22 protein-coding genes are annotated in these 21892 nt (G+C 73.1%); 5 read left to right on the forward strand and 17 right to left on the reverse strand.

The annotated features are described in order from the left end of the window. Window positions 1-58: 58 nt before the first annotated feature. Window positions 59-1516 (reverse strand): MFS transporter, encoded by a 1458-nt coding sequence (locus RZ50_RS23155; RefSeq protein WP_196946805.1) that lies wholly within the window; start codon window positions 1514-1516, stop codon window positions 59-61. 47 nt (window positions 1517-1563) lie between these two features. Here RZ50_RS23155 and soxR point away from each other — a divergent pair, with 47 nt between their 5' ends. Next, window positions 1564-2025, forward strand: coding sequence for a redox-sensitive transcriptional activator SoxR (gene soxR, locus RZ50_RS23160; protein WP_196946804.1), 462 nt, complete (start codon window positions 1564-1566; stop codon window positions 2023-2025). An 81-nt stretch (window positions 2026-2106) separates the two neighbouring features. Here the strand turns inward: soxR and RZ50_RS23165 are convergent, their stop codons facing one another. From RZ50_RS23165 to RZ50_RS23185, 5 genes are read right to left on the reverse strand one after another with little or no spacing between them, the layout of a single operon-like run. After that, window positions 2107-3165 (reverse strand): ABC transporter ATP-binding protein, encoded by a 1059-nt coding sequence (locus RZ50_RS23165; RefSeq protein WP_196946803.1) that lies wholly within the window; start codon window positions 3163-3165, stop codon window positions 2107-2109. Then, complete coding sequence (locus RZ50_RS23170; RefSeq protein WP_196946802.1) at window positions 3162-4163, reverse strand: ABC transporter ATP-binding protein; 1002 nt, start codon at window positions 4161-4163, stop codon at window positions 3162-3164. The genes RZ50_RS23165 and RZ50_RS23170 overlap by 4 nt, the downstream gene beginning before the upstream one ends. After that, window positions 4163-5149, reverse strand: a complete 987-nt coding sequence (locus RZ50_RS23175; protein WP_196946801.1) for an ABC transporter permease — start codon at window positions 5147-5149, stop codon at window positions 4163-4165. Before RZ50_RS23175 ends, RZ50_RS23170 begins: the two co-directional genes overlap by 1 nt. Continuing rightward, a complete protein-coding gene (locus RZ50_RS23180; protein WP_196946800.1) occupies window positions 5146-6108 on the reverse strand; it encodes an ABC transporter permease in 963 nt (320 codons plus the stop codon). Before RZ50_RS23180 ends, RZ50_RS23175 begins: the two co-directional genes overlap by 4 nt. Window positions 6109-6116: 8 nt before the next feature. Continuing rightward, complete coding sequence (locus RZ50_RS23185) at window positions 6117-7865, reverse strand: ABC transporter substrate-binding protein (RefSeq protein ID WP_196946799.1); 1749 nt, start codon at window positions 7863-7865, stop codon at window positions 6117-6119. 216 nt (window positions 7866-8081) lie between these two features. Here RZ50_RS23185 and RZ50_RS23190 point away from each other — a divergent pair, with 216 nt between their 5' ends. Then, window positions 8082-9533 carry an aminopeptidase P family protein gene (locus tag RZ50_RS23190; protein ID WP_308272095.1) on the forward strand — a complete coding sequence of 484 codons (1452 nt, stop codon included), beginning with the start codon at window positions 8082-8084 and terminating at the stop codon, window positions 9531-9533. A gap of 22 nt (window positions 9534-9555) precedes the next feature. Here RZ50_RS23190 and RZ50_RS23195 read toward each other — a convergent pair whose 3' ends face one another. The 5 genes from RZ50_RS23195 to RZ50_RS23215 all read right to left on the reverse strand — a co-directional run bounded on the left by RZ50_RS23195 (window position 9556) and on the right by RZ50_RS23215 (window position 13289). Continuing rightward, window positions 9556-9885, reverse strand: coding sequence for a helix-turn-helix domain-containing protein (locus RZ50_RS23195; protein WP_196946798.1), 330 nt, complete (start codon window positions 9883-9885; stop codon window positions 9556-9558). Beyond that, window positions 9882-10253, reverse strand: a complete 372-nt coding sequence (locus RZ50_RS23200) for a type II toxin-antitoxin system RelE/ParE family toxin (protein WP_196946797.1) — start codon at window positions 10251-10253, stop codon at window positions 9882-9884. The genes RZ50_RS23195 and RZ50_RS23200 overlap by 4 nt, the downstream gene beginning before the upstream one ends. 100 nt (window positions 10254-10353) lie before the next feature. Further along, window positions 10354-11376, reverse strand: a complete 1023-nt coding sequence (locus RZ50_RS23205; RefSeq protein ID WP_196946796.1) for a nitronate monooxygenase — start codon at window positions 11374-11376, stop codon at window positions 10354-10356. Window positions 11377-11448: 72 nt separating this feature from the next. Continuing rightward, window positions 11449-12075, reverse strand: coding sequence for a response regulator transcription factor (locus RZ50_RS23210; RefSeq protein WP_196946795.1), 627 nt, complete (start codon window positions 12073-12075; stop codon window positions 11449-11451). Beyond that, window positions 12072-13289: a sensor histidine kinase gene (locus RZ50_RS23215; RefSeq protein ID WP_196946794.1), complete on the reverse strand. Its 1218-nt coding sequence runs from the start codon at window positions 13287-13289 to the stop codon at window positions 12072-12074. Before RZ50_RS23215 ends, RZ50_RS23210 begins: the two co-directional genes overlap by 4 nt. Window positions 13290-13452: 163 nt before the next feature. Between RZ50_RS23215 and RZ50_RS23220 the strand changes: the two genes are divergently transcribed. Together RZ50_RS23220 and RZ50_RS23225 are read left to right on the forward strand one after the other, a co-directional pair. Continuing rightward, window positions 13453-14529 (forward strand): ABC transporter permease, encoded by a 1077-nt coding sequence (locus RZ50_RS23220; protein WP_196946793.1) that lies wholly within the window; start codon window positions 13453-13455, stop codon window positions 14527-14529. Further along, on the forward strand, window positions 14526-15206 hold the full coding sequence (locus tag RZ50_RS23225) for an ABC transporter ATP-binding protein (protein WP_196946792.1): 681 nt from the start codon (window positions 14526-14528) through the stop codon (window positions 15204-15206). Before RZ50_RS23220 ends, RZ50_RS23225 begins: the two co-directional genes overlap by 4 nt. A gap of 2 nt (window positions 15207-15208) precedes the next feature. On the opposite strand, the gene RZ50_RS23230 is transcribed toward RZ50_RS23225, so the two are convergent. From RZ50_RS23230 to RZ50_RS23240, 3 genes are all read right to left on the reverse strand, one after another. After that, on the reverse strand, window positions 15209-15805 hold the full coding sequence (locus RZ50_RS23230; RefSeq protein ID WP_196946791.1) for a Uma2 family endonuclease: 597 nt from the start codon (window positions 15803-15805) through the stop codon (window positions 15209-15211). 101 nt (window positions 15806-15906) lie between these two features. Next, complete coding sequence (locus tag RZ50_RS23235; protein ID WP_196946790.1) at window positions 15907-16614, reverse strand: GntR family transcriptional regulator; 708 nt, start codon at window positions 16612-16614, stop codon at window positions 15907-15909. 160 nt (window positions 16615-16774) lie between these two features. Then, the gene (locus RZ50_RS23240) at window positions 16775-17659 is read right to left on the reverse strand and encodes an NAD(P)-dependent oxidoreductase (RefSeq protein WP_196946789.1); all 885 of its coding nucleotides are present in this window, start codon (window positions 17657-17659) and stop codon (window positions 16775-16777) included. Between the two features lie 106 nt (window positions 17660-17765). Here RZ50_RS23240 and RZ50_RS23245 point away from each other — a divergent pair, with 106 nt between their 5' ends. Continuing rightward, window positions 17766-18368 (forward strand): TetR/AcrR family transcriptional regulator, encoded by a 603-nt coding sequence (locus tag RZ50_RS23245; RefSeq protein ID WP_308272099.1) that lies wholly within the window; start codon window positions 17766-17768, stop codon window positions 18366-18368. 195 nt (window positions 18369-18563) lie between these two features. Here the strand turns inward: RZ50_RS23245 and RZ50_RS23250 are convergent, their stop codons facing one another. The 3 genes from RZ50_RS23250 to RZ50_RS23260 are packed head-to-tail and all read right to left on the reverse strand — an operon-like array spanning window position 18564 to window position 21891. Beyond that, a complete protein-coding gene (locus tag RZ50_RS23250) occupies window positions 18564-19511 on the reverse strand; it encodes an ornithine cyclodeaminase family protein (protein ID WP_308272101.1) in 948 nt (315 codons plus the stop codon). Further along, window positions 19508-20536, reverse strand: a complete 1029-nt coding sequence (locus tag RZ50_RS23255) for a proline racemase family protein (protein ID WP_196946788.1) — start codon at window positions 20534-20536, stop codon at window positions 19508-19510. Before RZ50_RS23255 ends, RZ50_RS23250 begins: the two co-directional genes overlap by 4 nt. Next, complete coding sequence (locus RZ50_RS23260; RefSeq protein ID WP_308272104.1) at window positions 20536-21891, reverse strand: aldehyde dehydrogenase family protein; 1356 nt, start codon at window positions 21889-21891, stop codon at window positions 20536-20538. Before RZ50_RS23260 ends, RZ50_RS23255 begins: the two co-directional genes overlap by 1 nt. Window position 21892 lies beyond the last annotated feature (1 nt).

A 21892-nucleotide genomic window follows, 5' to 3' on the forward strand; every position in this document is an offset into this window, starting at 1 on the left:
GAAGGGCCCCGGATCCCCCCGACGAAAAGGGATCCGGGGCCTGCTCGTGCGCCCGGGCTCAGCGCTCCAGGCTGCGCGCGGTGCGCGCGGCGGTGACCACCCCGAGGACGACGATCGCGGCGATCCCGAAGGTCATGTACCGGGCCGCGTCGACCGGGCTGTCCCCGCCCAGGTTGACGAGGGTGCCGGCCAGCGCCGAGGTGACCGAGATCGCGATCAGCTGGGTGGTGTTGATCGCCGCGGCCGCCTTGCCGCCCTCGGCGGGGTCGCTGCTACTGCGCATCGCGGTCACGCTCAGGTGCGGGAAGGCCAGCCCGATTCCGGTACCGGCACCGAACAGCGCCACCGCCCACAGCACCACCCGCAGCCCGGAGGCGTGCCCGGTCTGCGCCAGCCCGTAGACCAGCAGGCCGGTGACCAGCAACAGCGGGGCGGTGCGGATCGCCAGGGCCCGGCCGCGGACGGAGTCGATCCCGACGCTGAACAGCTGGGCGGCGGTCCAGCCCGCCGAGGTCGCGGCGCCGAGGAACCCGGCCACCAGCGGGCCGAGACCGCCCAGCTGCTGGCCGAACAGCGGGATGAAGTTCTCCGCCACCACGCCGGCGCAGAGCACCGCGACGGTCAGGTAGAGCCACTTCAGCGGGTTGCCGGCCCGGTAGGTCTGCTGCGGCAGCACCGTCGCCGCCCCACGCCGCTCGGCCGCCACGAAGCCGATCAGCAGCGCCAGCCCGGCGAGCAGGCAGACCGCCGTCGGCCAGCCGCTCGGCACGGTCGAGCTGATGCTGAAGGCGGCCGCCGCCAGGGTGAGCAGCAGCAGCGAGGCCAGCGGCACCGGGCCGCTGCCCTGCCCTGCTCCGGAGCGCCCGGGCAGCACCCGGCGGGCCAGCGCGGCCAGCACCAGCGCGGCGACCAGCAGCAGCACGTACCCCCAGCGCCAGGCTCCGAGCTGGGCGAACAGCCCACCCAGCGAGGGCCCGACCAGGGTGCCGACGCCCCACATCGCGGAGACCAGTCCGGCCCCCCGGGTCCACAGCCGCTCCGGCAGCGCGCTGCGGATCACGGCGTAGCCGAGCCCGGACAGCAGTCCACCGCCGAGCCCCTGCACCACCCGGCCGAGGATCAGCGCCGCTATCGACGGACTGAGCGCGTTGACCACGGCTCCGGCGCCGAAGACCAGGAAGCCGAGCACGTAGGCGCGGGCCGCGCCGAGGCGGTCCAGCAGCCGGCTGACCAGCATCGAGGCGATGACGGCGGCCATCAGGAAGCCGGTGGCCACCCACGCGTAGTACCGCTCCCCGCCGATGTCGGCGACGATCGAGGGCATCAGCGCGGCGGTGAAGTACAGGTTCATCGCGTACAGCGCGACGCCGCCGGCCAGGATCGACGCGGCGGCCGCGTACCGGCGGGAGAAGAGTTCACCCCACCCTCCGGAGGCTCCGGACGGTATCGAATCCGGAGGGTAACTTCCATGCTCAGCGGTGATGGTGGCGTTCTCTACGACAGATGATTCGGTCACGTCCGGTACGCTAGGACTTCAACAGAACTTGAAGTCAAGGAGTCGCCATGACCACCGCGCCGGTCGATCTGCTGAGCGTCGGTGAGGTGGCCCGGCGGGCCGGGATCGCCACCTCGGCGGTGCGCTTCTACGAGGACCAGGGGCTGATCTCCTCCGAGCGGTCGGCGGGCAACCAGCGCCGCTACCGGCGGCACGTGCTGCGCCGGATCTCGCTCATCCTGGTCGCCAAGCGCCTCGGCATCCCGCTCGCCGAGGTCGCCGAGGTCTTCACGGGCCTGCCCGAGGACCGGATGCCGGGCAAGCACGACTGGGAGCGCATCTCCCGGCGCTGGGCCGAGCAGCTGCACGCCCGGCGGATGGAGCTGGAGCGGCTGGAGTCCGAACTGACCGGCTGCATCGGCTGCGGCTGCGTGTCGCTGCGCCGCTGCCGGGTGCTCAACCCGGGCGACGAACTCGCCACCGAGGGGCCCGGCCCGCGCCTGCTGCCGCCGCTCACCGAGGAGGCGTGACGGAGGGTGGGCGGGGTGGATCCCGGTCGGACGCGGCCCTCGTGAGGTTCCCCGCCGCGTCCGACCGGGGGTTCGTGGTGGCTACTCCGGGAAGTGGCAGGCCGCCTCCCGGCCGCCCGTGACACCGGTAGCCGTGGCCGCGCCGCCCGCACCGCCGGTCGCCTCGCCCGCGACACCGGTCGCCGCACCCGCACCGCCGGTCCCGACGATCCGCAGCAGCGGCCGCTCCGTCCGGCAGATCTCCCGCGCCTTCGGGCAGCGCGGGTGGAAGGTGCACCCCGTCGGAGGATCGGCCGGACTCGGCGGGTCGCCGAGCAGCACGATCCGCTCCCGGGCCCGCTCCGCCGCCGGATCCGGCAGCGGCACCGCGGAGAGCAGCGCCCTGGTGTACGGGTGCGCCGGGTTGCCGTACACCTCGGCCTTGTCGCCGATCTCGACGATCCGGCCGAGGTACATCACCGCGACCCGGTCGCAGACCCGCTTGACCACCGAGAGGTCGTGCGCGATGAACACGTACGCCAGGCCCAGCTCCCGCTGCAACCGCTCCATCAGATTGACCACCTGGGCCTGGATGGAGACGTCCAGTGCGGAGACCGGCTCGTCCGCGATCACCAGCTTCGGCGAGGTGGCCAGCGAGCGGGCGATGCCGATGCGCTGCGCCTGGCCGCCGGAGAACTCGTGCGGGTAGCGGTCGAGGTGTTCGGGGATCAGCCCGACCAGCTCCATCAGCTCCGCCGCGCGCTTGCGCGCGCCCGCCGCGCTCCCGCCCTGGACCAGCAGCGGCTCGGAGATGATCCGGGCCACCGTCTGCCGGGGGTTGAGCGAGGAGTACGGGTCCTGGAAGACCATCTGCAGGTTCCGCCGGTGCGGCCGCAGCCGGGCCTGGGAGAGCCCGCCGATCTCGGTGCCGTCGAAGGTGACGGTGCCCGAGGTCGGGTCGAGCAGCCGGACGATCATCCGCCCGGTGGTGGACTTCCCGCAGCCGGACTCCCCGACCAGGCCCAGCGTCTCCCCCGCGCCGAGGTCGAAGCTCACCCCGTCCACGGCCCGGACGGGTGCTCCGGCCCGGCCGGTGCGGCTGCGCCGCCCGGGGAAGGTCTTCACCAGGTCCCGTACGGACAACAGCGGTTGACTGCTCACAGCACTCCCTCCGGCACCAGCGGCAGGTGACAGGCGGCCTGGTGGCCGGGGCCGAGCGGGCCGAGCAGCGGGCGCTCGGCCACGCAGCGGGCGTGCTCCTCGGCGGACGCCGCGGTGGTGCGGACGCAGCGCGGGGCGAAGGAGCAGCCGGGGGCGGGGGCGATCAGCGACGGCGGGCTGCCGGGGATGGCCCGCAGCGGGGCGTCGTCGGTGTCGTCCAGGCGGGGCAGCGAGTCCAGCAGGCCGCGGGTGTACGGGTGCGCCGGGGTGGCGAAGAGCCGGTCCACCGGGGCCTGTTCGGCCGCCCGGCCGCCGTACATGACCAGCACCTCGTGGGCGACCCGGGCGACCACGCCGAGGTCGTGGGTGATCATCACGACGCCGAGGCCGCGCTCCTGCTGGATCCGGGCGATCAGATCGAGGATCTGCGCCTGGACGGTGACGTCGAGGGCCGTGGTGGGCTCGTCGGCGATCAGCAGCTCGGGTTCGCAGGCCAGCGCCATGGCGATCATGACGCGCTGGCGCATGCCGCCGGAGAACTGGTGCGGGTACTCGTCGACCCGGCGGGCCGGTTCCGGGATGCCGACCTCGGCCAGCATCTCGACCGCCCGGGCCCGGCCGGCCTTGCGTCCGGCCTTGAAGTGCACCCGGTAGTGCTCGGCGATCTGCTCGCCGACGGTGTAGAAGGGGTGCAGGCTGGACAGCGGGTCCTGGAAGATCATCGCGATCCGCCGGCCCCGCACCGCGCCCAGTTCCCGCTCGCCCAGGCCGGTCAGCTCCTGCCCGTTCAGCCGGATCGAGCCGGTGACGGCGGCGCCGCGGTGCAGGCCCATGACGGCGAGCGAGGTGACGGACTTGCCGCTGCCGGACTCGCCGACCAGGCCGAGGGTGCGTCCGGCCTCGACGGTGAAGGAGATGCCGTCCACGGCCCGGACGGTGCCGCGCGGGGTGTCGAAGGCGACCTTGAGGTCCTCGACCTCCAGGAGCGCAGTCGTCATCAGTACCTCACTCTCGGGTCGACGAACGCGTAGAGCACGTCGACCAGCAGGTTCGCCACGACGATGAAGAAGGCGGCGAGCAGGGTGACGCCGAGGATGACGGGCTGGTCGGAGCGGCCCAGGCCGTCGTAGAACAGCCGGCCGACGCCGGGCAGGCCGAAGATGGACTCGGTGATGACGGCTCCGGCCAGCAGGCCGCCGAGGTCCATGCCGAAGATGGTCAGGATCGGCGTCATCCCCGAGCGCAGCCCGTGCTTGACCGTCACGGTGCGCGGCGGCAGCCCCTTGGCCCGGGCGGTGCGGATGTACGGCTCGGCCATCGCCTCGATCATCGAGTTGCGGCTCTGCCTCGCGTACATGGCCGCGTACAGCAGGGCCAGCGCGATCCACGGCAGCAGCAGGTTGGAGGCCCACTCGAAGGGGTTGTCGGTGAACTGGTGGTACGCCGGGTAGGGCAGCAGCCCGGCCGTCCTGACGACGCCCCAGATCAGCATGATCGAGGTGAAGTAGACCGGCAGCGAGGCGGTGCCGACGGAGAGCACCATCAGGGTCCTGTCGACCGGCCTGCCCTTGCGCAGCGCCGAGGTGACGCCCGCGCCGAGGCCGAGGACCAGCCAGAGCGCGGCCGCCCCGAGGGCCAGCGAGATGGAGACCGGCAGCCGGTCGGTGAGCAGGTCCCAGACCGGCAGCCCGTACTCGTACGAGTAGCCGAGGCAGGGGAAGCCGCAGTGCACGGCGCTGGGGCCGGAGCCGTAGTCGCGCCCGGCGAAGATCCCGCCGAGGTAGGCGAGGAACTGTTCCCAGACCGGCTTGTCCAGGCCCATCGCCGCCTTGACGTCGGCGAGCCGCTCGGGGCTGCAGGTCTTGCCGCAGGCGGCCGCGGCCGGGTCGTTGGGCAGCAGGTAGAAGATGGCGAAGGTGATGGCGCAGATGGCGAGCAGGATGCCCGCCACGCCGAGCAGCCGGCGGCCGAGGTAGAGGATCACGACCGGCCTCCCCGGGGGTCGAGGATGTCGCGCAGCGCGTCCCCGAGCAGGGTGAAGGCGAGCACGGCGAGGAACAGGAAGACCGTCGGGATCAGGAAGTACGTCGGGTCGGTCTCGTAGTGGACGATGCTCTCGGCGATCATCTGGCCCCAGGACGCGGTCGGCGGGCGGACGCCCACGCCGAGGTAGCTGAGCGCGGCCTCGGTGGCGATCATGCCGGGGATCAGCAGCGTGGTGTACGCGATGATCGGCCCGGAGACGTTCGGGAGGATCTCCCGGGTGAGGATCCGCCAGGAGCGCGCGCCGCCGACCTTGGCGGCCTCGACGTACTCGCGGTGCTTGATCGAGAGGGTCTGGCCGCGCACCACGCGGGCGATGCCGGGCCAGGTGAACAGGCCGATCACCAGGGTGATCAGCAGGATCCGGTTGACGTCCTTGGCCACCGACATCATCGCGATCATGAAGATCAGCGAGGGAAAGGACATCGTGAGGTCCATCAGCCGGGACAGCAGGGCGTCGGTGCGCCCACCGAAGTAGCCCGCCGCGATGCCGGCCAGGGTGCCCGCGATCACGACGACGGCGGTCGCGGTGAACGCGATCAGCAGCGAGACCTGCCCTCCGTGCAGCACCCGGGCGAACAGGTCGCGTCCGGTGATCGGCTCGACGCCCAGCCAGTGCCGGGTGCTGATGCCGCCGAAGTCGCCCCGGGGCATGCCGCCCAGGTAGGGGTCGATGGCACGTTTGTCGAACTCCTCGGGGGACCAGCCGCCGAGCGAGCTCAGCGGGCTCGCCAGGGCGGAGGCCAGGAGCAGCACGCCGACGGTGATCAGTCCGAACCGGGCCGAGCCCTTGGCCCACAGCTGGTCCCAGACCAGCCGCCACGGCCCCCGCCCGGCACTCTTCTTGGCGCCCGCCGCCGTGGACTCGGCCACGGCGGCGGGCTCAGTGGTGGTACTCATCGGGCCCCTCACTTGCCCTTGGCGGGGTCCTTGAGGCCGACCACGGCCATGTCGATCATTCCGGCGTAGCCGGAGTTGCCGAACACGCCGGCCACGTTGCTGCCGGCCAGCAGCGGGCGGCGCTGCCACATCAGCGGGACGGCCGGGGCCTTCTTCAGCAGGTCCTCGTCCAGCTGCTGCCAGGCCTTGTTGGCCTCGTTGACGTCCGTCATGGCCGCGATCTGGTCCATCCGGTCCATCGTGGCCTGGTCGCGGAACTGGCTGAAGTTGCCCTGGTTGCCCTTCTCCTTGATGGTCCGTCCGTCGAAGATGAACGGGAAGAAGGTCGCGGCGGAGGGGTAGTCCGGGCACCAGCCGTTGATGGTCAGCTCGGGGGCGTTCCTGGCGTCGCCGAGGGTGTCGGTGAAGGCGGACGGGTCGACCGTGTTGACGGTGACCTGGATACCGGCCTTGGCCAGCGACTGCTGGATCGCCTCGGCGCGGGTCTTGTCTCCCAGGGAGACGGTGATCGACATCTTGAGGTCGGTCCTGCCGGCCTCCTTCAGCAGGGCCTTGGCCTTCTCCGGGTCACCCGCGGCCGGGATCTTCAGCGGGTCGGTCTTGGCACCGCCGGTCAGCGACGGCGGGAGGTAGGAGGTGGCCACGTCCGCCATCGCCGGGCCGCCGAAGGCCGTCACCTGCGCCTCGCGGTCGACCGCCCACATCATCGCCTCGCGCACCTTCGGGTCGTCGAAGGGGGCCTTGGAGGTGTTCAGGTACAGCATGTCCGTACAGCCGGTCTGCTCGGCCGCCATGCGGGCCTTGACGTCCGGCTTGGTCATCACCTTGGAGACGGACTCGTGGGCCATCCACGGCATCTCGATCGCGTTGGCGTCGGCGCCTTCGCTGGCGATGATCCGGTCGTCGGCCTGACCGCCCTTGATGCCCTGGGTGACCACGATCCTGTCCGGGTACGCCTTGCGGACGCTGTCGGTGGTCTGGTCCCAGTTGGCGTTGCGGACCAGCACCATCTGCTTGCCGCGGTCGTAGGTCTCGATCTTGTACGGGCCGGAGGAGAAGGGCCGGGAGTCGTACTGGGTGCCCTTCTCCTGGGACTGCGGGACCGGGGAGAAGGTCGGGAGGGTGACGGTGTCCGCGAACTCGGCGACCGGGCGCTTGAGGTGGAAGACGATCGTCCTGTCGTCCGGGGTCTCGATGCTCGCCAGGTGCTCGCCGGTCAGCGGGCCCTTGTAGTTCTCGCCACCGGCCAGGTACTGGACGGCGTAGTCGGGGCCGCCGGTGAGGTCCGGGGAGAAGGACCGCTCGACGTTGTACTTGATGTCGGCGGACCTGATCGGGGTGCCGTCCTCGTACTTGAGGCCGTCCTTGAGGGTGAAGGTCCACACCTTGCCGCCCTCGGAGGACTTGCCGAGGTCGGTGGCGAGGTCCGGGACGATCTCGCTGCCCGCGGCGCCCGGTTCGGACTTGAAGGTGGTCAGGGTGCGGTAGATCAGCCGGGCGCCGAAGTCCATCTGCGGGAGGGTCCAGTTGCGGGCCGGGTCGAGGTGGGTGAAGTCCTGGTTGGTCAGGACGTTGAGGGTGCCGCCCTTGACCGGGGTGCCGCCGATGACCGAACCGGACGCGGCGCCCGGGCCCTGGCCGTTCGAGGGCGCGGCGTCGCCGCCGCTGTCGCTCTTGTCGTTCTTGCAGGCCCCGAGGCCGAGGGTGAGGGTCGCCGCGAGGGCCGCCGCGAGGGCGGCGTGGGTGCGCCTGGTCATGTGCAACTCCGCTGTGGGGGGCCTGCCGTGAAGCCCGTGGTCCGCCCCGTCAGGTGGTCCGGGGCCCACAGGGGAGGGCGACCGTCACGGTCTGGCCGTTCCCCCGGTGTGAGCTGTAACATAGTAATGTGAAATTGCACTGCACAAGAGGTGGCGGCACCCGTTACCGAGCCGTGTCCGTGCCGCACCTCCCAAGCCCCGCCTAGGAGTTCACCGGTGACCCTTCCCCCGACCGGCCTCAACACCGGAAGCCACGACCTCCCCGTCTCCCCCGCCCTCGAAGCCTTCATGGGCACCCGCTGGGCCGCCACCCCGCTCCCCACCGACCAGCGGGTGCCCGGCTACGACCGCTTCCCCGGCCGCCGCGCCCGGCTCTCCGCCGCCTTCCCCGGCGAGCGGCTGATCGTCCCGGCCGGGCGGCTCAAGGTCCGTGCCAACGACCTGGACCACCGCTTCCGCCCGCACAGCGCGTACGTCTGGCTCACCGGCCTCACCGGCGAGGACCAGGCCGACCACGTGCTCGTCCTCGAACCCGCGGGGCCGGAGGGGCACGAACCGGTCCTCTACCTGCACCCCCGGTCCCCGCGCAGCGGCGGCGAGTTCTACCGCGACCGCCGCTACGGGGAGTTCTGGGTCGGCCGCCGCCCCGACCTCGACGAGGCCGCCCGGCTCACCGGACTGCGCACCGAACACCTCGACGACCTGGGCAAACTGCTCACCGGACCGCAGCCGCCCACCCGGGTCCTGGAGGGCACCGACCCGCTGGTGGACGAGGCCACCGGGCGGCCGGACGAGTACCTCCGGGACGGCGAACTCGCCGCCGTCCTCTCCGAGTTGCGCCTGGTCAAGGACACCTGGGAGGTCGAGCAGCTGCAACTGGCCGTCGACCACACCGTCACCGGCTTCGAGGACGTCGTCCGCGCCCTGCCCACCGCACTGCGCCACCCCCGCGGCGAACGCTGGATCGAGGGCGTCTTCGACCTGCGCGCCCGCGCCGAGGGCAACGGCACCAGCTACACCACCATCGCCGCCTCCGGCGCCCACGCCTGCGTCCTGCACTGGATCCGCAACGACGGCGCCCTCGACCCGAACTCCCTGCTCCTGCTGGACGCCGGCGTCGAGACCGACACCCTCTACGCCGCCGACATCACCCGCACCCTCCCGCTCAGCGGCACCTTCTCCCCGATCCAGCGGCAGGCCTACGAGCTCGTCCTCGCCGCCCAGAGCGCCGGCATCGCCGCCCTGCGCCCCGGCGCGCAGTACCGCGACTTCCACCGCGCCGCCATGCGGGTCATCGCCGAAGGCCTCGCCGACTGGGGCGTCCTGCGCATCCCCGCCGAAGAGGCCCTCGCCGAGGACAACGGCCTCCACCGCCGCTACACCCTCTGCGGCTCCGGCCACATGCTCGGCCTCGACTACCACGACTGCGCCAAGTCCCGCGCCGACCACTACCTCGACGGCACCCTGGAGGAGGGCATGGTCCTCACCGTCGAACCCGGCCTCTACCTCCAACCCGACGACGAGACCCTCCCCGTCGAACTCCGCGGCCTCGGCATCCGCATCGAGGACGACCTGGTCATCACGGCAGACGGCGCCCACCTGATGTCCGGCGCCCTCCCGAGGACGGTCAAGGACGTCGAATCCTGGATGTCCACCCTGCTCAGCTGAGGACCACAGCCGAAGCGGACGATCAAGCCACCTTGATCGTCCGCTCCCCGTACCGAACGGCCACCTCGACCTCCCCGCCGATCGCGGCGGCGTAGGCCCGCAGGTTGTCCAGGCTGTCCACCTGCCCGTGCTCGATCTGCGACACCCGCGCCTGGCTCACCCCCATCAGCTCAGCCACGTGCTTCTGGGTGAGCCCGGCCTTGCGCCGCAGCTCGGCCAGCTCATGCCCCCGAATCTGGGCCAGCGTTTCCTGGCGAATCCGTGCCCGCCTCGCTTCTGCCTCCGGCGTCGCCAGCTCGGGAAACCGCTTCATGACCTCGGCCCGCACCTCGGTCCAACTACGTCCCTTCATCGGCGTGCTCCGTTCCGTTGCTCCTTGACGTAATCCGCGTAGCGCTTCTCCGCCAACGGGATCGACTCCTCGTACCACTCCGACCAACGACCCGATTTGTCGCCCGCCACCAGGATGATGGCCTCTCGTTCCTGGTCGAAGACGAACAGCATGCGCACCTCACTGGCACCCGAGGACCCTGGCCTCAGTTCCTTGAGGTTGTGCAAACGACTGCGGTGGATCCGGTCCACCGCAGGCCGCCCCAGGGTCGGGCCCTCATCGGCCAACAAGTCCAAGGCTTCAAGAATGTTCTCCGCCGTTTTCGGGTCGTCCTCGCAGACCTGCAAGTACCACTCCTCAACCGGCGCCAGAAGTGTGATCTCCCACATGCGGCCACGTTAAGTTGTCCCTTATAGACTACCGCGCGCTTTCCCGCCCAATCCACTCCCGCGAGCGACAACACACCCAGGCTTGCACGCCCCCAACGCGCTACCCCCTCGCTCCCCTCCACAGCTCCGTGACGATGCGCTCCGCCGGGCCCGTGCGGGCCAGGCGGTGGGCGGTGCCGGCCCAGAGGTGCATGGCGTCGGTGTCGGCGCGGCGGGTGGCGGCGGCCCGCAGGGGGGCGGTGAGGTGGTGGACCTCGGGGTAGGCGGGCGGGGCGTACGGGCCGTGGCGGTCCATGAAGGCGTTGCGCAGGCCGCGGGCCGGTCGGCCGGTGAAGGCACGGGTGACGGCCGTCTCCGGCAGTTCGGTGAGCGCGGCCCGGTGGGCGGCCGAGGCGCCGGACTCGTCGGAGCGCAGCAGCGCCGTCCCCAGCTGCACCGCGACCGCCCCGGCCCGCAGCGCCGCCGCGATCGCCGCACCGTCGCCCAGTCCGCCCGCGGCGATCAGCGGCAGCGGCGTCACCGCCCTTACGGCGGCCAGCAGTTCGAGCAGCGGCAGCTCCCCCGGCGCGTCCGCGACCCGGTGGGTGCCGCGGTGCCCGCCCGCCTCCGGGCCCTGCACGCCCAGCGCGTCCATCCCGACCGCCTCCGCCGCCCGCGCCTCCTCCGGCGTGGTGACCGTCCCGACCTGCAGCGTCCCCACCGCCCGCAGCGCCGCCGCCTCCTCGGCCGTCGGCAGCCCGAAGGTGTACGAGACCACCGGCACCGGGTCCGCGAGCAGCGCGGCGAGCTTGGCCTCCCAGTCGTCCCGGTCCGGCCCGATCTCCTCCGGCAGCGCCACGCCCCACCGCTCGGCCTCCGGCCGCAGCCGCTCCCGGTAGGCCGAGACGGCCGCCCGGTCCCCGGGCGGGGACGGGACGAAGAGGTTCACCCCGTACGGCCGGTCGGTCAACTTCCGCACCAGCGCGATCTGTTCGGACATCCACCCGGCGGTGCGGTACCCGGCGGCCAGGAACCCCAGCCCGCCGGCCCGGTTCACCGCGGCCACCAGCTCCGGCGTCGTCGGCCCACCCGCCATCGGGGCACCGATCACCGGTACGGCGAGCTCGTCGAGACGAAGGGTCATCGGGGCCGCTCCTCACACTGCGACGGGCACGGAACGCCCCCAGCCTACGCTCGGCGGATCAGCCCGCGCCCGTCAGCGGATCAGCCCTCGCCCGCGCGCCTCGCGCACCGCCGCCGTACGCGAGTCGACCGCCAACTTGGTGTAGATGTGCACCAGGTGCGACTTCACCGTCGCCTGGCTCAGGTGCAGCCGCTGGCTGATCTGCTGGTTCGTCAGCCCGTCCGCGACCAGCCCCAGCACCTCGGTCTCCCGCGCGCTGAGCGCCGCCGCGGGCGCCCGCATCCGCTCCAGCAGCCGGTCCGCGACGCTCGGCGCCAGCGCGCTGCGCCCCGCCGCGGCCGCCCGCACCGCCTGGGCGAGCTCCTCCGGCGGCGCGTCCTTCAGCAGGTACCCGGTGGCCCCGGCCTCCAGGGCCGGCAGGGTGTCCGCGTCGGTGTCGTACGTGGTGACCACCAGCACCCGCGGCGCGCCCGCCCGGGCGGTGATCGCCGCCGTGGCCTGCGCCCCGTTCATCGCCGAGCCGGGCCCGAACTGGAGGTCCATGAGCACCACGTCCACCCCGGGCTCCGCCGCCAGCTCGACGGCCCGCTCGGCCGTCGCCGCCTCCGCCACGATGGCGAAGTCCGGCTCGCACTCCAGCACCGCCCGCAGCCCGGCCCGCACCACCGGGTGGTCGTCGGCGATCAGCAGGCGGATCACGGCGCCACCTCGGTGACCGGCGGCTGCACCGGCAGCTGCACCGCCAGCGCCGTCCCCTGCCCGGGCGCGGACTCCACCGTGAAGCCGCCGCCGAGCGCCGCGGCCCGGGCCCGCATCGTGGGCAGCCCGAAGCCGCCGTCCCCGCCGGTGCGGCCCGCGACCGCCGCCGGGTCGAACCCGGCCCCGTCGTCGAACACGTCCAACGCCACCTCGCCCTCCATGTAGCTGAGTGTCACCTCGGCCCGCGAGGCCTCGGCGTGCCGCACCGTGTTGCCGAGCGCGGACTGCGCGATCCGCAGCAGCGCGACCTCCTGCGCGGCCGGCAGCCGTACCGGGTCCCCGGAGACGTGCAGCTTCACCGGGAGCGCGCTCTGCGCCGTGGTGGTCGCGCACAGCCGCTCCAGCGCGACCGGCAGCGAATCGCCGTCCAGCGCCGGCGGGGTGAGCTCGCGGACGAACCGCCGGGCCTCGTCCAGGTTGTCCTGCGCGGCCTGCCGCGCCTGCTCGACGTACCCGGCGGCGGCCTCGGTGCGTTCCGGCAGCGCCCGCTGGGCCGCCCGCAGCAGCAGCTGGATGGAGCTGAGGCCCTGCGCGAGGGTGTCGTGGATCTCCCGGGCCAGCCGCTCCCGCTCGGCCAGCACCCCGGCCTCGTGGTGCGCGGCGGCGAGGTCGGCGCGGGCGGCGGTCAGCTCGTCGATCAGCCGGCGCCGCTCCTCGCTCTCCCGGTACAGCGCCTGGTAGCCGAGCACGGTGGCGGTGGCGACGGCCGCGCCGAGCGCGGGCCCGATCGAGGCGGCGAAGCTGAAGCTGTGCTGGTGCCAGGACCACGCGGCGATCGCGGCCGCGGCCGTCAGCCCGACGGCGACCAGCCCGGTGCGCCGCCCGAGCAGGTGCAGCTCCAGGAAGTACAGCGGGAACGCCAGCCACACCCCGTCCTGGGTGGCGACCAGCAGGCCCGCCCAGGTGACGCCGAGCAGCGCCATCCAGAGCGCGGCGCCCCGGCGGGAGGTGCGGACGACGGCCAGCCGCGGCCCGGCGGCGTAGGCGGCGGCCATCGCGGAGGCCGCGGCGGCGACGGCGGCCGGATCGCCGTACCCGTGCCCGCCGAAGGCGGCCCGGGCGACGGCGAGCAGCAGCAGGCCCGCCACGAGCAGGTGCAGGCAGACCTGGAGGACGCGGGCGACGGGGGTGGTACGGGATCGTTCGGTCGCCATCCCTCCAGCGTAAGTTCCGCGCCCGGAAACGCATCAATCAAAAGGTTGAACTCGGGCTCTGCCCTTTGATGCCCAGGAAGCAATCTCCGGCGCGATGCCCCGGGGCCCCCTGCTCGGCGACGGTGGGAGTGTCGGAAAACACCTGTGCAGAGGAAGGCCCACCGTGTTCGTCGCCTGGAGGGATCTGGGGTTCGCCAAGGGGCGGTTCGCCCTGATGGGAACCGTCATCGTGCTGATCACCGTCCTGGTCGGCCTGCTGTCCGGCCTGACCGCCGGGCTCGGCCGGCAGAACATCTCAGCGATCACCGGCCTGCCCGCCGACCACCTGGTGTTCTCCAAGCCCGCCGACGGACAGAAGCTCTCCTTCACCGACTCCCAGGTCACCCCCGGGCAGTGGCAGGCCTGGGCCCGCGAGCCCGGCGTCACCTCCGCCCAGCCGCTCGGCATCACCACCACCAAGGCCGCGGCGGGCACCCGTACCGCCGCCCTCTCCGCCTTCGGCGTCCCGGACGGCTCCGACCTGGCCCCGCAGGGATCCCGGATCGCCCCCGGCCAGGCCGTCCTGTCCAGGACCGCCGCCGAGAACCTGGGCCACCTCGCCCCCGGCGCCGACTTCACCCTCGCCGGGCACCACCTGACCGTGGCCGCCGTCGAGGGCGACGCCGCGTACAGCCACACCCCGGTGATCTGGACCAGCCTCACCGACTGGCAGCAGTTCGCCCCGGGCGGCGCCGGCCACGCCACCGTCATCGCCCTCCACACCGCCAAGGGCGCCGACCTGGGAGCCGCCGACACCCGTCTCGGCACCGAGACCCGCACCCGCGACGACGCCCTCGCCGCGATCGGCTCCTACACCTCCGAGAACGGCTCCCTCCAGCTGATGCGCGGCTTCCTGTTCGCCATCTCCGCGCTGGTCATCGGCGCCTTCTTCACCGTCTGGACGATCCAGCGCAGCGGCGACATCGCGGTCCTCAAGGCCCTCGGCGCCTCCACCCGCTACCTGCTGCGCGACGCCCTCGGCCAGGCGGTGCTGCTGCTGGTGCTCGGTACGGCCGTCGGGACGGCGATCGCGCTGGGCGCCGGCTCGCTGATCGGCTCCGCCGTCCCCTTCGTCCTGGACGCCCCGACCCTGCTGCTGCCCGCCGTCGTCATGATCGCCCTCGGCGCGGTCGGCGCGGCCCTGTCCATCCGCCGGATCACCTCCGTCGACCCGCTGACCGCCCTCGGGAGCGCCCGATGACCCTGACCCTCGACCGCGTCACCCTGACCTACCCGGACGGCGACGGCCGGCTCACCGCACTGGACGAGGTCTCCCTGACCGTCCCCAAGGGCTCGCTCACCGCGGTGGTCGGCCCCTCCGGCTCCGGCAAGTCCAGCCTGCTCGCCGTGGCGGCCACCCTGATCAGCCCGGACTCCGGGCAGGTGGTCATCGACGGCACCGACACCGCCGGGCTCAGCCGCGCCGAACTCACCGCGCTGCGCCGCGCCAGGATCGGCATCGTCTTCCAGCAGGCCAACCTGCTGCCCTCGCTCACCGCCGTGGAACAGCTCCAGGTGATGGCCCACCTCGACGGCCGCTCCCCCCGCTCCGCACTCCCCCGCGCCCTGGAGCTCCTGGACGCCGTCGGCCTGCGCGACCAGGCCGCCCGCCGCCCGCACCAGCTCTCCGGCGGGCAGCGCCAGCGGGTCAACATCGCCCGCGCGCTGATGAACGACCCGACGGTCCTGCTCGTGGACGAACCCACCAGCGCCCTCGACCACGAACGCGGCGCGGCGGTCCTGGACCTGATCACCGACCTCACCCACCGTCGGGCGACGGCCACCGTCCTGGTCACCCACGACCGCACCCACCTGACGGCCGTCGACCAGATCGCCGAAGTCCACGACGGCAGGCTGACGCTGCCCGCGGCGGTGTGAGGCTACTTCTTGACGCGGAGCAAGTCGTCCACCGCGAGCGTCACTGACGCGCCAATCGACTCCGGCAGTGTGAACGACTGCCCGGGGTGGTGGACGGCGTGCACCCGGTACTCACCGTCCTGCGGCTCGGTCAGCACCATGACCTTCAGATTCTTGCGGTCAACGATCAGGTAAACGGGCACTCCGGCGTCGGCATAGATCCCGGGCTTGACCTTCGTGTCCGAGAGATGGTTGGAAGACGTGACCTCCACCACCAGCCGAAAGACCGTCGGGTCGTAGCAATTGTGCTCGATCAGGTGGTCCTGGTAATCAGCGTCGACAACCGACAGATCCGGGATCGCGTAATCGAACGGACCTCCCGGCAGCCACAAACCGATCGCTTGGATCACTCGGGACGCATCGCCGTGAAGCCCTGCCGACCACAGCGGGATCGTGATGTCGGTGAGCGTTTCCCCGTGGGGCCCGTCGGGAGGTGGCGTCACGGTGATCTGGCCTCCGATGATCTCGACCCGGTGCCCCACGAGCTGCTTGGAGATCAGCTCCGAGGCTTCAAGCAGCGTCATCTGCTCGAAGGGCTCTTCCACTGCTGCGGCGGACATGGATTTCCTCCTGGCTGCCGATGTCGAGAGCATCATCGTAGAACGCGAGCGCCTCCCTGCACGCGATCCTCAGTTCTCACCCGAACGAGTGGTTCAGCCCCCTACCGGGCCCGCACCCGTCGGGCCGGGGCCTCGGGCTCGGGCTCCTCCTGGCCCGCCCACAGCGAGCGCACGTGGCTCAGGTGCCGGGTCATGCAGGCCTCGGCCGCCGGGGCGTCGCCGGAGATCATCAGGTCCAGCAGCTCCAGGTGCTCCTCCGCCGAGGACACCAGCTGGCCCTGCTCGTCGAGCCGGGTGAGCCCGTACAGCCGGGAGCGCTTCCGCAGGTCGCCGACCACGTCGACCAGCCGGGCGTTGCCGGCCAGCGCCAGCAGGTCGAGGTGGAACTGCCGGTCCGCGTCCAGGTAGCCGATCAGGTCGTGCTTGCGCGCCGCCGCGACGATCGCCTCGGCCTGGGGGCGCAGCCGCTCCAGCTGCTCCTTGGTGGCCGTGCGGGTCACCCGGCCCACCGTCGGGACCTCGATCAGGGCGCGGATCTCGGTGTAGTCGTCGAGGTCGCGCTCGGTGAGCTCGGTGACCCGGAAGCCCTTGTTGCGGACGGCCTCGACCAGGCCCTCGCGCGCGAGGTCGAGCATCGCCTCGCGCACCGGGGTCGCCGAGACGCCGAAGTCGGCGGCGAGTGCGGGCGCGGAGTACACCACCCCGGGGCGCAGTTCGCCGGAGATCAGGGCCGCCCGGAGCGCGTGGGCAACCTGGTCGCGGAGCCGCTCCTGTACGGAGATCAGGGTGCGGGCTTTGAGGTCGGCCATGGTGTTCCTCCGGTGGGTGCAGAACACCAGCGTACAATGTCACGTTACGTTGAGTGTGCAACAGTCCGCGATGTGAACACCCCGTCAAACGCCAACGCCCATGGTGGCAGCGGCCGTCGGCCGTGACAACGGCCGACGGCACACGATCTGCGGGACGCGCCTACGCGCGGCGGAAGCGCTCCACCATCGTGGTCAGGCTCGCCGCGCCGTCTCCGGCCGCGACGGCGCGGCCGACCGCCTCGGACAGGACGGCCAGCAGCGCGCCGTCCACACCGGAGGCCTCGGCGGTGTGCCGGACGTGCTCGATGCTGGCGTGCACCATCGCCAACCGGTCGACGTCCCCGCCGTGGTTCCCGACCGCGATCCTCGGCGCGAAGAACTCGATCATCCCCGGCATCAGCGAGGCGGTGGCGACGGCGTACGGCCTGAACTCCTCGGCCGAGATCCCGTTGGCCTCGGCGACGGCCATGGCGTGCACGTAGCCACCCATCGAGGACCAGAACAGGTCCATCTGGATCTGGTAGTACAGCTGCGCCAGCCCGGGGTCGTCGCCCCGGTAGTCGGCCCCGGTCAGCACCTCCAGGGCGGCCCGGTGCCGCCGGAACAGCTCGACCGGCCCGCTGTAGAAGGTCGAGGACTCCGGGCTGCCGATGCCCGAGGGCGGCACCTGCACCCCGCCCGTCAGCTGTCCGGCCCCGCGCTCGGCGAGCCACCGCGCCGCCTCCCGGGCCCGCGCGGGAGTGTCGGAGCTGAGGTTCGCGATCACCTTGCCGGCCAGCACCGACTCCACCGACTCCAGTACGGCGAACACCGCGTCGTAGTCGGTGAGGCTGAGCACCACCAAGTCGTTGGCCGCCACCGCCGCCTCGGCGCTCGGCGCCGACTCCGCTCCCCGGGCGACGAGTTCGTCCGCCCTGCCGGCCGTACGGTTCCACACCGTGACGGCGTACCCGGCGTCCAGGAACGCCCCCGCCATGGCCCGCCCCATCGGGCCGAGCCCGATCACCGTCACGGACGCCTTCGATTCCTGCCGCTCGACAGACATGCGCCTACCCATCCCCTAGAACGAACGCTCTACCTAGAGCCGGGAGCGACGCTAGCACAGCAACTGGAACGAGCGCTCTATTCAGTTGATCGGATAGGATCGCCCCGTGAAGACCGCCGTGAAATCCGCCGAGAAGCCCACCACCGGCACCCGCGAGCGGATCGTCCGCGCCACCTCCCGCCTGCTGCAACGCCAGGGGTACGAGGGCACCGGGATCAAGCAGATCTCCCGCGAGGCCGAAGCCACCCTCGGCTCCGTCTACCACTTCTTCCCCGGCGGGAAGCAGGAGTTGGCGGCCGAGGCCATCCGGCACGGCGACGAGGAGTTCGCCGTGCTGCTGCGCGCCGGGCTGGGCTCCTCCGAGGACCTGGCCGAGGCGGTCACCGCCTGCACCACGCTGCTCGCCCGCGAACTGCGCGCCTCCGACTGGCAGGACGGCTGCCCGATCACCAGCACCGCCCTGGAGACGGTCGGCCGCGCCCCGGTGATCGAGCAGGCCGTGGCCGAGGCCTTCGCCAACTGGCGGGCCATCGTCGAGGAGCGGCTGCGCGCCGCCGGCATCGGCCCCGAGGACTCCCGCGAACTGGCCGGCACCGTCATCAGCACCCTGGAGGGCGCCGAACTCGCCGCCCAACTCGCCCGCAGCGAGGAACCGTTGCACGCCTCCGGCCGACACCTGGCCCGACTGCTCTCCACCTACCGCCCCTGACCGGACGCCGAAGAACGCCGACACGGAACCGGAAACGCGAAGGAGCCGGCGCGGCAGGGGATCCCGTCCCGCCACGCCGGCTCCAGCTCCACAACTCCCGACCACAGCCCGGGGTAACGGACGCGGCGGGCCGAATCCGCTGTACGACGGCCGCCCGAACGACGGCCACCCGAACGACGGCCGCGGGACCGCCCGCTACCGCGACCGGCGCCGGGAGCTCTCGTACACCTCCGCCGCGACCGCCAGGTCCTCCCAGGCCATCCCGACGCTCTTGAAGAAGCGCGGCCGCCCGGAGGGCACCAGCGCGTCGCCACGCACCAGCTCGGCCAGGTTCCACACCTGCCGTCCGCCCACGCCCGCCATGATCAGGTCCCCGGCCTCGCGCCGCGCGACCGAGCGCGCCTCCACGTACAGCTCGGCCCGCCCGACCAGCGCCGCGTCCACCTCGCGGGCATCCGGCTCGTGCGAGCCGACCGCCGCGACGGCCGCGTGCCCGGGCACCAGCGCGCCGTCGAACAGCGGCGTCCGCGCGGTGGTGCAACAGACCACCAGGTCCGCCTCGGCCACGGCCTCCGGCGCCCCCACCGAGGCCGCCAGCCCGAGCCCCCGCCCGTACGCCGCGAGCGTCTCCGCCCGTTCGGCGTCGCGCGCCACCACGGTGAGCCGGCGCAACGGCCGGACGGCCAGCAGCGCGTCCAGGTGCCCGTACGCCTGCGGCCCGGAGCCGAACACCACCAGGTGCCCGGCCTCCGGCGCCGCGAGCCGCGCCAGCGCCGCCGCCGTCACGGCGGGCGTGCGCAGGGCCGTGAGGGCCGCGCCGTCCAGCACGGCCACCGGCAGCAGGGTGGGGCCGTCCAGCAGCAGGTAGCTGCCGGTGATCCGGGGCAGTCCCCGCTCCGGGTTGGCCGGCGCCACCCCGGCGATCTTGACGCCCGCGTACGGCCCGGCGGCGGCCGGCATCAGCAGCAGTTCCCCGGCGGGCACCGGTACGGCCGACCGGGCGGGTGCGGCTTCCGGGTCGAACCCGTCCAGCAGCACCCGCTCGATCGCCCGCACCGCGTCGGCGGGCCCGACCCCGCCGACCCCCGGCACGGTGCACTGGAGCGGCTCAGCCGCCGCACCGGGCAGTACGGAGCCGGTCACAGCAGGAACCCCGTTCCCAGCTCGTCCGCGGGTTCCAGCACGAAGGCGTGCTCCCCGGTGCGGTGGGCCGTCCCCGTCACCTCCGTGACGACGCCCTCGCCCAGCGGGTCGCCGCCGGCGAGCACCCGGCCGGTGAACACCGTGCCGATGACGGACTCGTGCCGCAGCTCCTGCCCCGGCGCGAGCCGCCCCTCGGCGGCGAGCACCGTGAGGCGGGCCGAGGTGCCGGAGCCGCAGGGCGAGCGGTCGATCTGCCCGTCGGCGAAGACGGTGACGTTCCGCTGGTTCAACCACCGTCCCACGGAGGGGAGTTCGTCGTACAGCACCACCCCGTAGACGCCGGACAGCCGGGCGTCCGTCGGGTGCGCCACCGCCTCCGAGTCGGCGAGCAGCTCCCTGATCTCCCGCCCCACCGCGGTGAGTTCCGGCAGCAGTCGGGGCTCCACGGCGAGCCCGAGGGCCGCCGCCGGCACCGAGGCGTAGCAGGCGCCGGAGTGCGCCACCGCGACCTCGACGGTGCCGCGCGAGGTGGTGACCGGCAGCTTGAGCGCGCTCACCCGGCTGGGCACGTTGCGGAAGGTCACCCCGGTGGTGCGCCCGTCGGCCCGGTGCACCAGGGCGGTGACCCGCCCCGACGGCACGTCGATCCGCACCCGCGCCACGCCGTCCTCGGGGGCCGCGACGAGCCCGGAGTCCACCGCCCACGCGCCGAGCGCGATGGTGCCGTGCCCGCAGGCCGTCGAGTAGCCGTCCTTGTGCCAGAACAGCACGCCCAGGTGCGCCTCGTCGTCGTCCGGGGGAACGAGGAAGCCGCCGTACATCCCGGCGTGGCCGCGGGGTTCCCGGACGAGGAGTTGACGGACGGTGTCCAGCTCGGACGGCCGGGGCGCGGTCGCGCTGCCGCCCGCGCCGATCGCGATGGCCCGGCGCTCGGCGACGGTGTCGCCGGGGATCGCGGGGACGCCGTCCAGCACGATCCGGAACGGCTCGCCGGCCGTGTGGTAGTCGACGGTGCGGACGTCCATCACAGCCCCCCGCCCGGCAGGACGCTGACGGTCCGGCCGACCGTGTAGAAGTCCAGTGCGGCCTGGCCCTGTTCGCGTTCGCCGTGGCTCGCGCCCTTGGTGCCGCCGAAGGGCAGGTGGAAGTCGACGCCGCTGGAGGGGGCGTTGACCCGGACCATGCCCGCGTCCAGCCGGTCGGCGGCGGCCAGCGCCACGTCCAGGCTGCGGGTGTGCACCGAGGTGGCGAGGCTGTGCGGGGTGTCGTTGGCGAGCGCGATCGCCGCGTCCAGGTCGGCCGCGGCGTGCAGCACCGCGACCGGCCCGAAGAACTCCTCGCGGGCCAGCGGGTGTTCGGCCGGAACGTCGGCGAGCAGGGTCGGTTCGATGAACCAGCCGGCCCGCTCGGGCACCCCGCCGCCGGTGAGCACGCTCGCCCCGGCCTCGACGGCCGAGGCCACCGCCGCCGTCAGCCGCTCGCGCGCGGCGGCGTTGACCACCGGCCCGCAGACCGTGTCGTCCACCGCCGCCAGCGCCTTGACCAGCGCCTCCCGCAGCGGCTCATGAGCCGCACCGACCGCGATCACCCGGCTGGTGGCGGTGCACTTCTGCCCGGCGTACCCGGCGACGGCGGCGGCGATGTGGGCGGCGGCCAGCGCGATGTCGGCGTCCGGCAGCACCAACGCGGCGTTCAGCCCGCCGAGTTCGGCCTGCACCGGCACCCCGCGCTCGGTGGCGGCGCGCACCACGGCCCGCCCGACGCCGGTCGAGCCGGTGAAGGACACCACGTCCACCGCGTCCACCAGCGCGGAGCCCTCCTCCGCCCCGCCCGGCAGCACGGTGAACACCTCGGCCGGCAGCTGGGCCAGTTCGGCGAGCCGCAGCGCGCAGGCGGTCGCCTCGGGCGCGGGCTTGAGCACCACCGTGTTCCCGACCGCCAGGGCCGGCGCGGCCTTCCAGGTCGGGATCGCCAGCGGGAAGTTCCACGGCGTGATCAGCCCGGCCACCCCGTACGGGCGGCGCCGGGTGAGCAGCAGCCCGGGCCCGGCCGCGGTCTCGTGCACCGCCCCGGACGGCGCGTACGGCGCCTGCGCGTAGTACCGCCAGATCGCCGCCGTCCGCGCGACCTCCCCGCGCGCCTCGGCGAGCGGCTTGCCGACCTCGCGCACGATCAGCGCGGCCAGCTCCTCCGCGTGCGCCTCGACCGCCTCGGCGATCCGGCCCAGCGCCGCCGAGCGGGCGCCGGCGCCGGCCGCCAGCCACTCGCCCTGCGCGGCCCGGGCGCGCCCGACGGCGGCCCGGACGGCCTCGGCGCCGGGCTCCTCGACGGCGACCACGAGGTCGGTCGGGTCGGCGGGGTTGTACGAGGTGATGGTCACG

The organism is Kitasatospora sp. SUK 42, from assembly GCF_015776785.2.
In the GTDB taxonomy this organism is placed as follows: Bacteria; Actinomycetota; Actinomycetes; order Streptomycetales; family Streptomycetaceae; genus Kitasatospora.

Bases quoted from the DNA above. Each gene is read 5' to 3' on its own strand.
- soxR (WP_196946804.1), top strand. From the start codon at position 1,564: ATGACCACCGCGCCGGTCGATCTGCTGAGCGTCGGTGAGGTGGCCCGG.
- RZ50_RS23170 (WP_196946802.1), bottom strand. From the start codon at position 4,163: ATGACGACTGCGCTCCTGGAGGTCGAGGACCTCAAGGTCGCCTTCGAC.
- RZ50_RS23180 (WP_196946800.1), bottom strand. From the start codon at position 6,108: ATGAGTACCACCACTGAGCCCGCCGCCGTGGCCGAGTCCACGGCGGCG.
- RZ50_RS23185 (WP_196946799.1), bottom strand. From the start codon at position 7,865: ATGACCAGGCGCACCCACGCCGCCCTCGCGGCGGCCCTCGCGGCGACC.
- RZ50_RS23195 (WP_196946798.1), bottom strand. From the start codon at position 9,885: ATGAAGGGACGTAGTTGGACCGAGGTGCGGGCCGAGGTCATGAAGCGG.
- RZ50_RS23200 (WP_196946797.1), bottom strand. From the start codon at position 10,253: ATGTGGGAGATCACACTTCTGGCGCCGGTTGAGGAGTGGTACTTGCAG.
- RZ50_RS23205 (WP_196946796.1), bottom strand. From the start codon at position 11,376: ATGACCCTTCGTCTCGACGAGCTCGCCGTACCGGTGATCGGTGCCCCG.
- RZ50_RS23215 (WP_196946794.1), bottom strand. From the start codon at position 13,289: ATGGCGACCGAACGATCCCGTACCACCCCCGTCGCCCGCGTCCTCCAG.
- RZ50_RS23225 (WP_196946792.1), top strand. From the start codon at position 14,526: ATGACCCTGACCCTCGACCGCGTCACCCTGACCTACCCGGACGGCGAC.
- RZ50_RS23230 (WP_196946791.1), bottom strand. From the start codon at position 15,805: ATGTCCGCCGCAGCAGTGGAAGAGCCCTTCGAGCAGATGACGCTGCTT.
- RZ50_RS23235 (WP_196946790.1), bottom strand. From the start codon at position 16,614: ATGGCCGACCTCAAAGCCCGCACCCTGATCTCCGTACAGGAGCGGCTC.
- RZ50_RS23240 (WP_196946789.1), bottom strand. From the start codon at position 17,659: ATGTCTGTCGAGCGGCAGGAATCGAAGGCGTCCGTGACGGTGATCGGG.
- RZ50_RS23255 (WP_196946788.1), bottom strand. From the start codon at position 20,536: ATGGACGTCCGCACCGTCGACTACCACACGGCCGGCGAGCCGTTCCGG.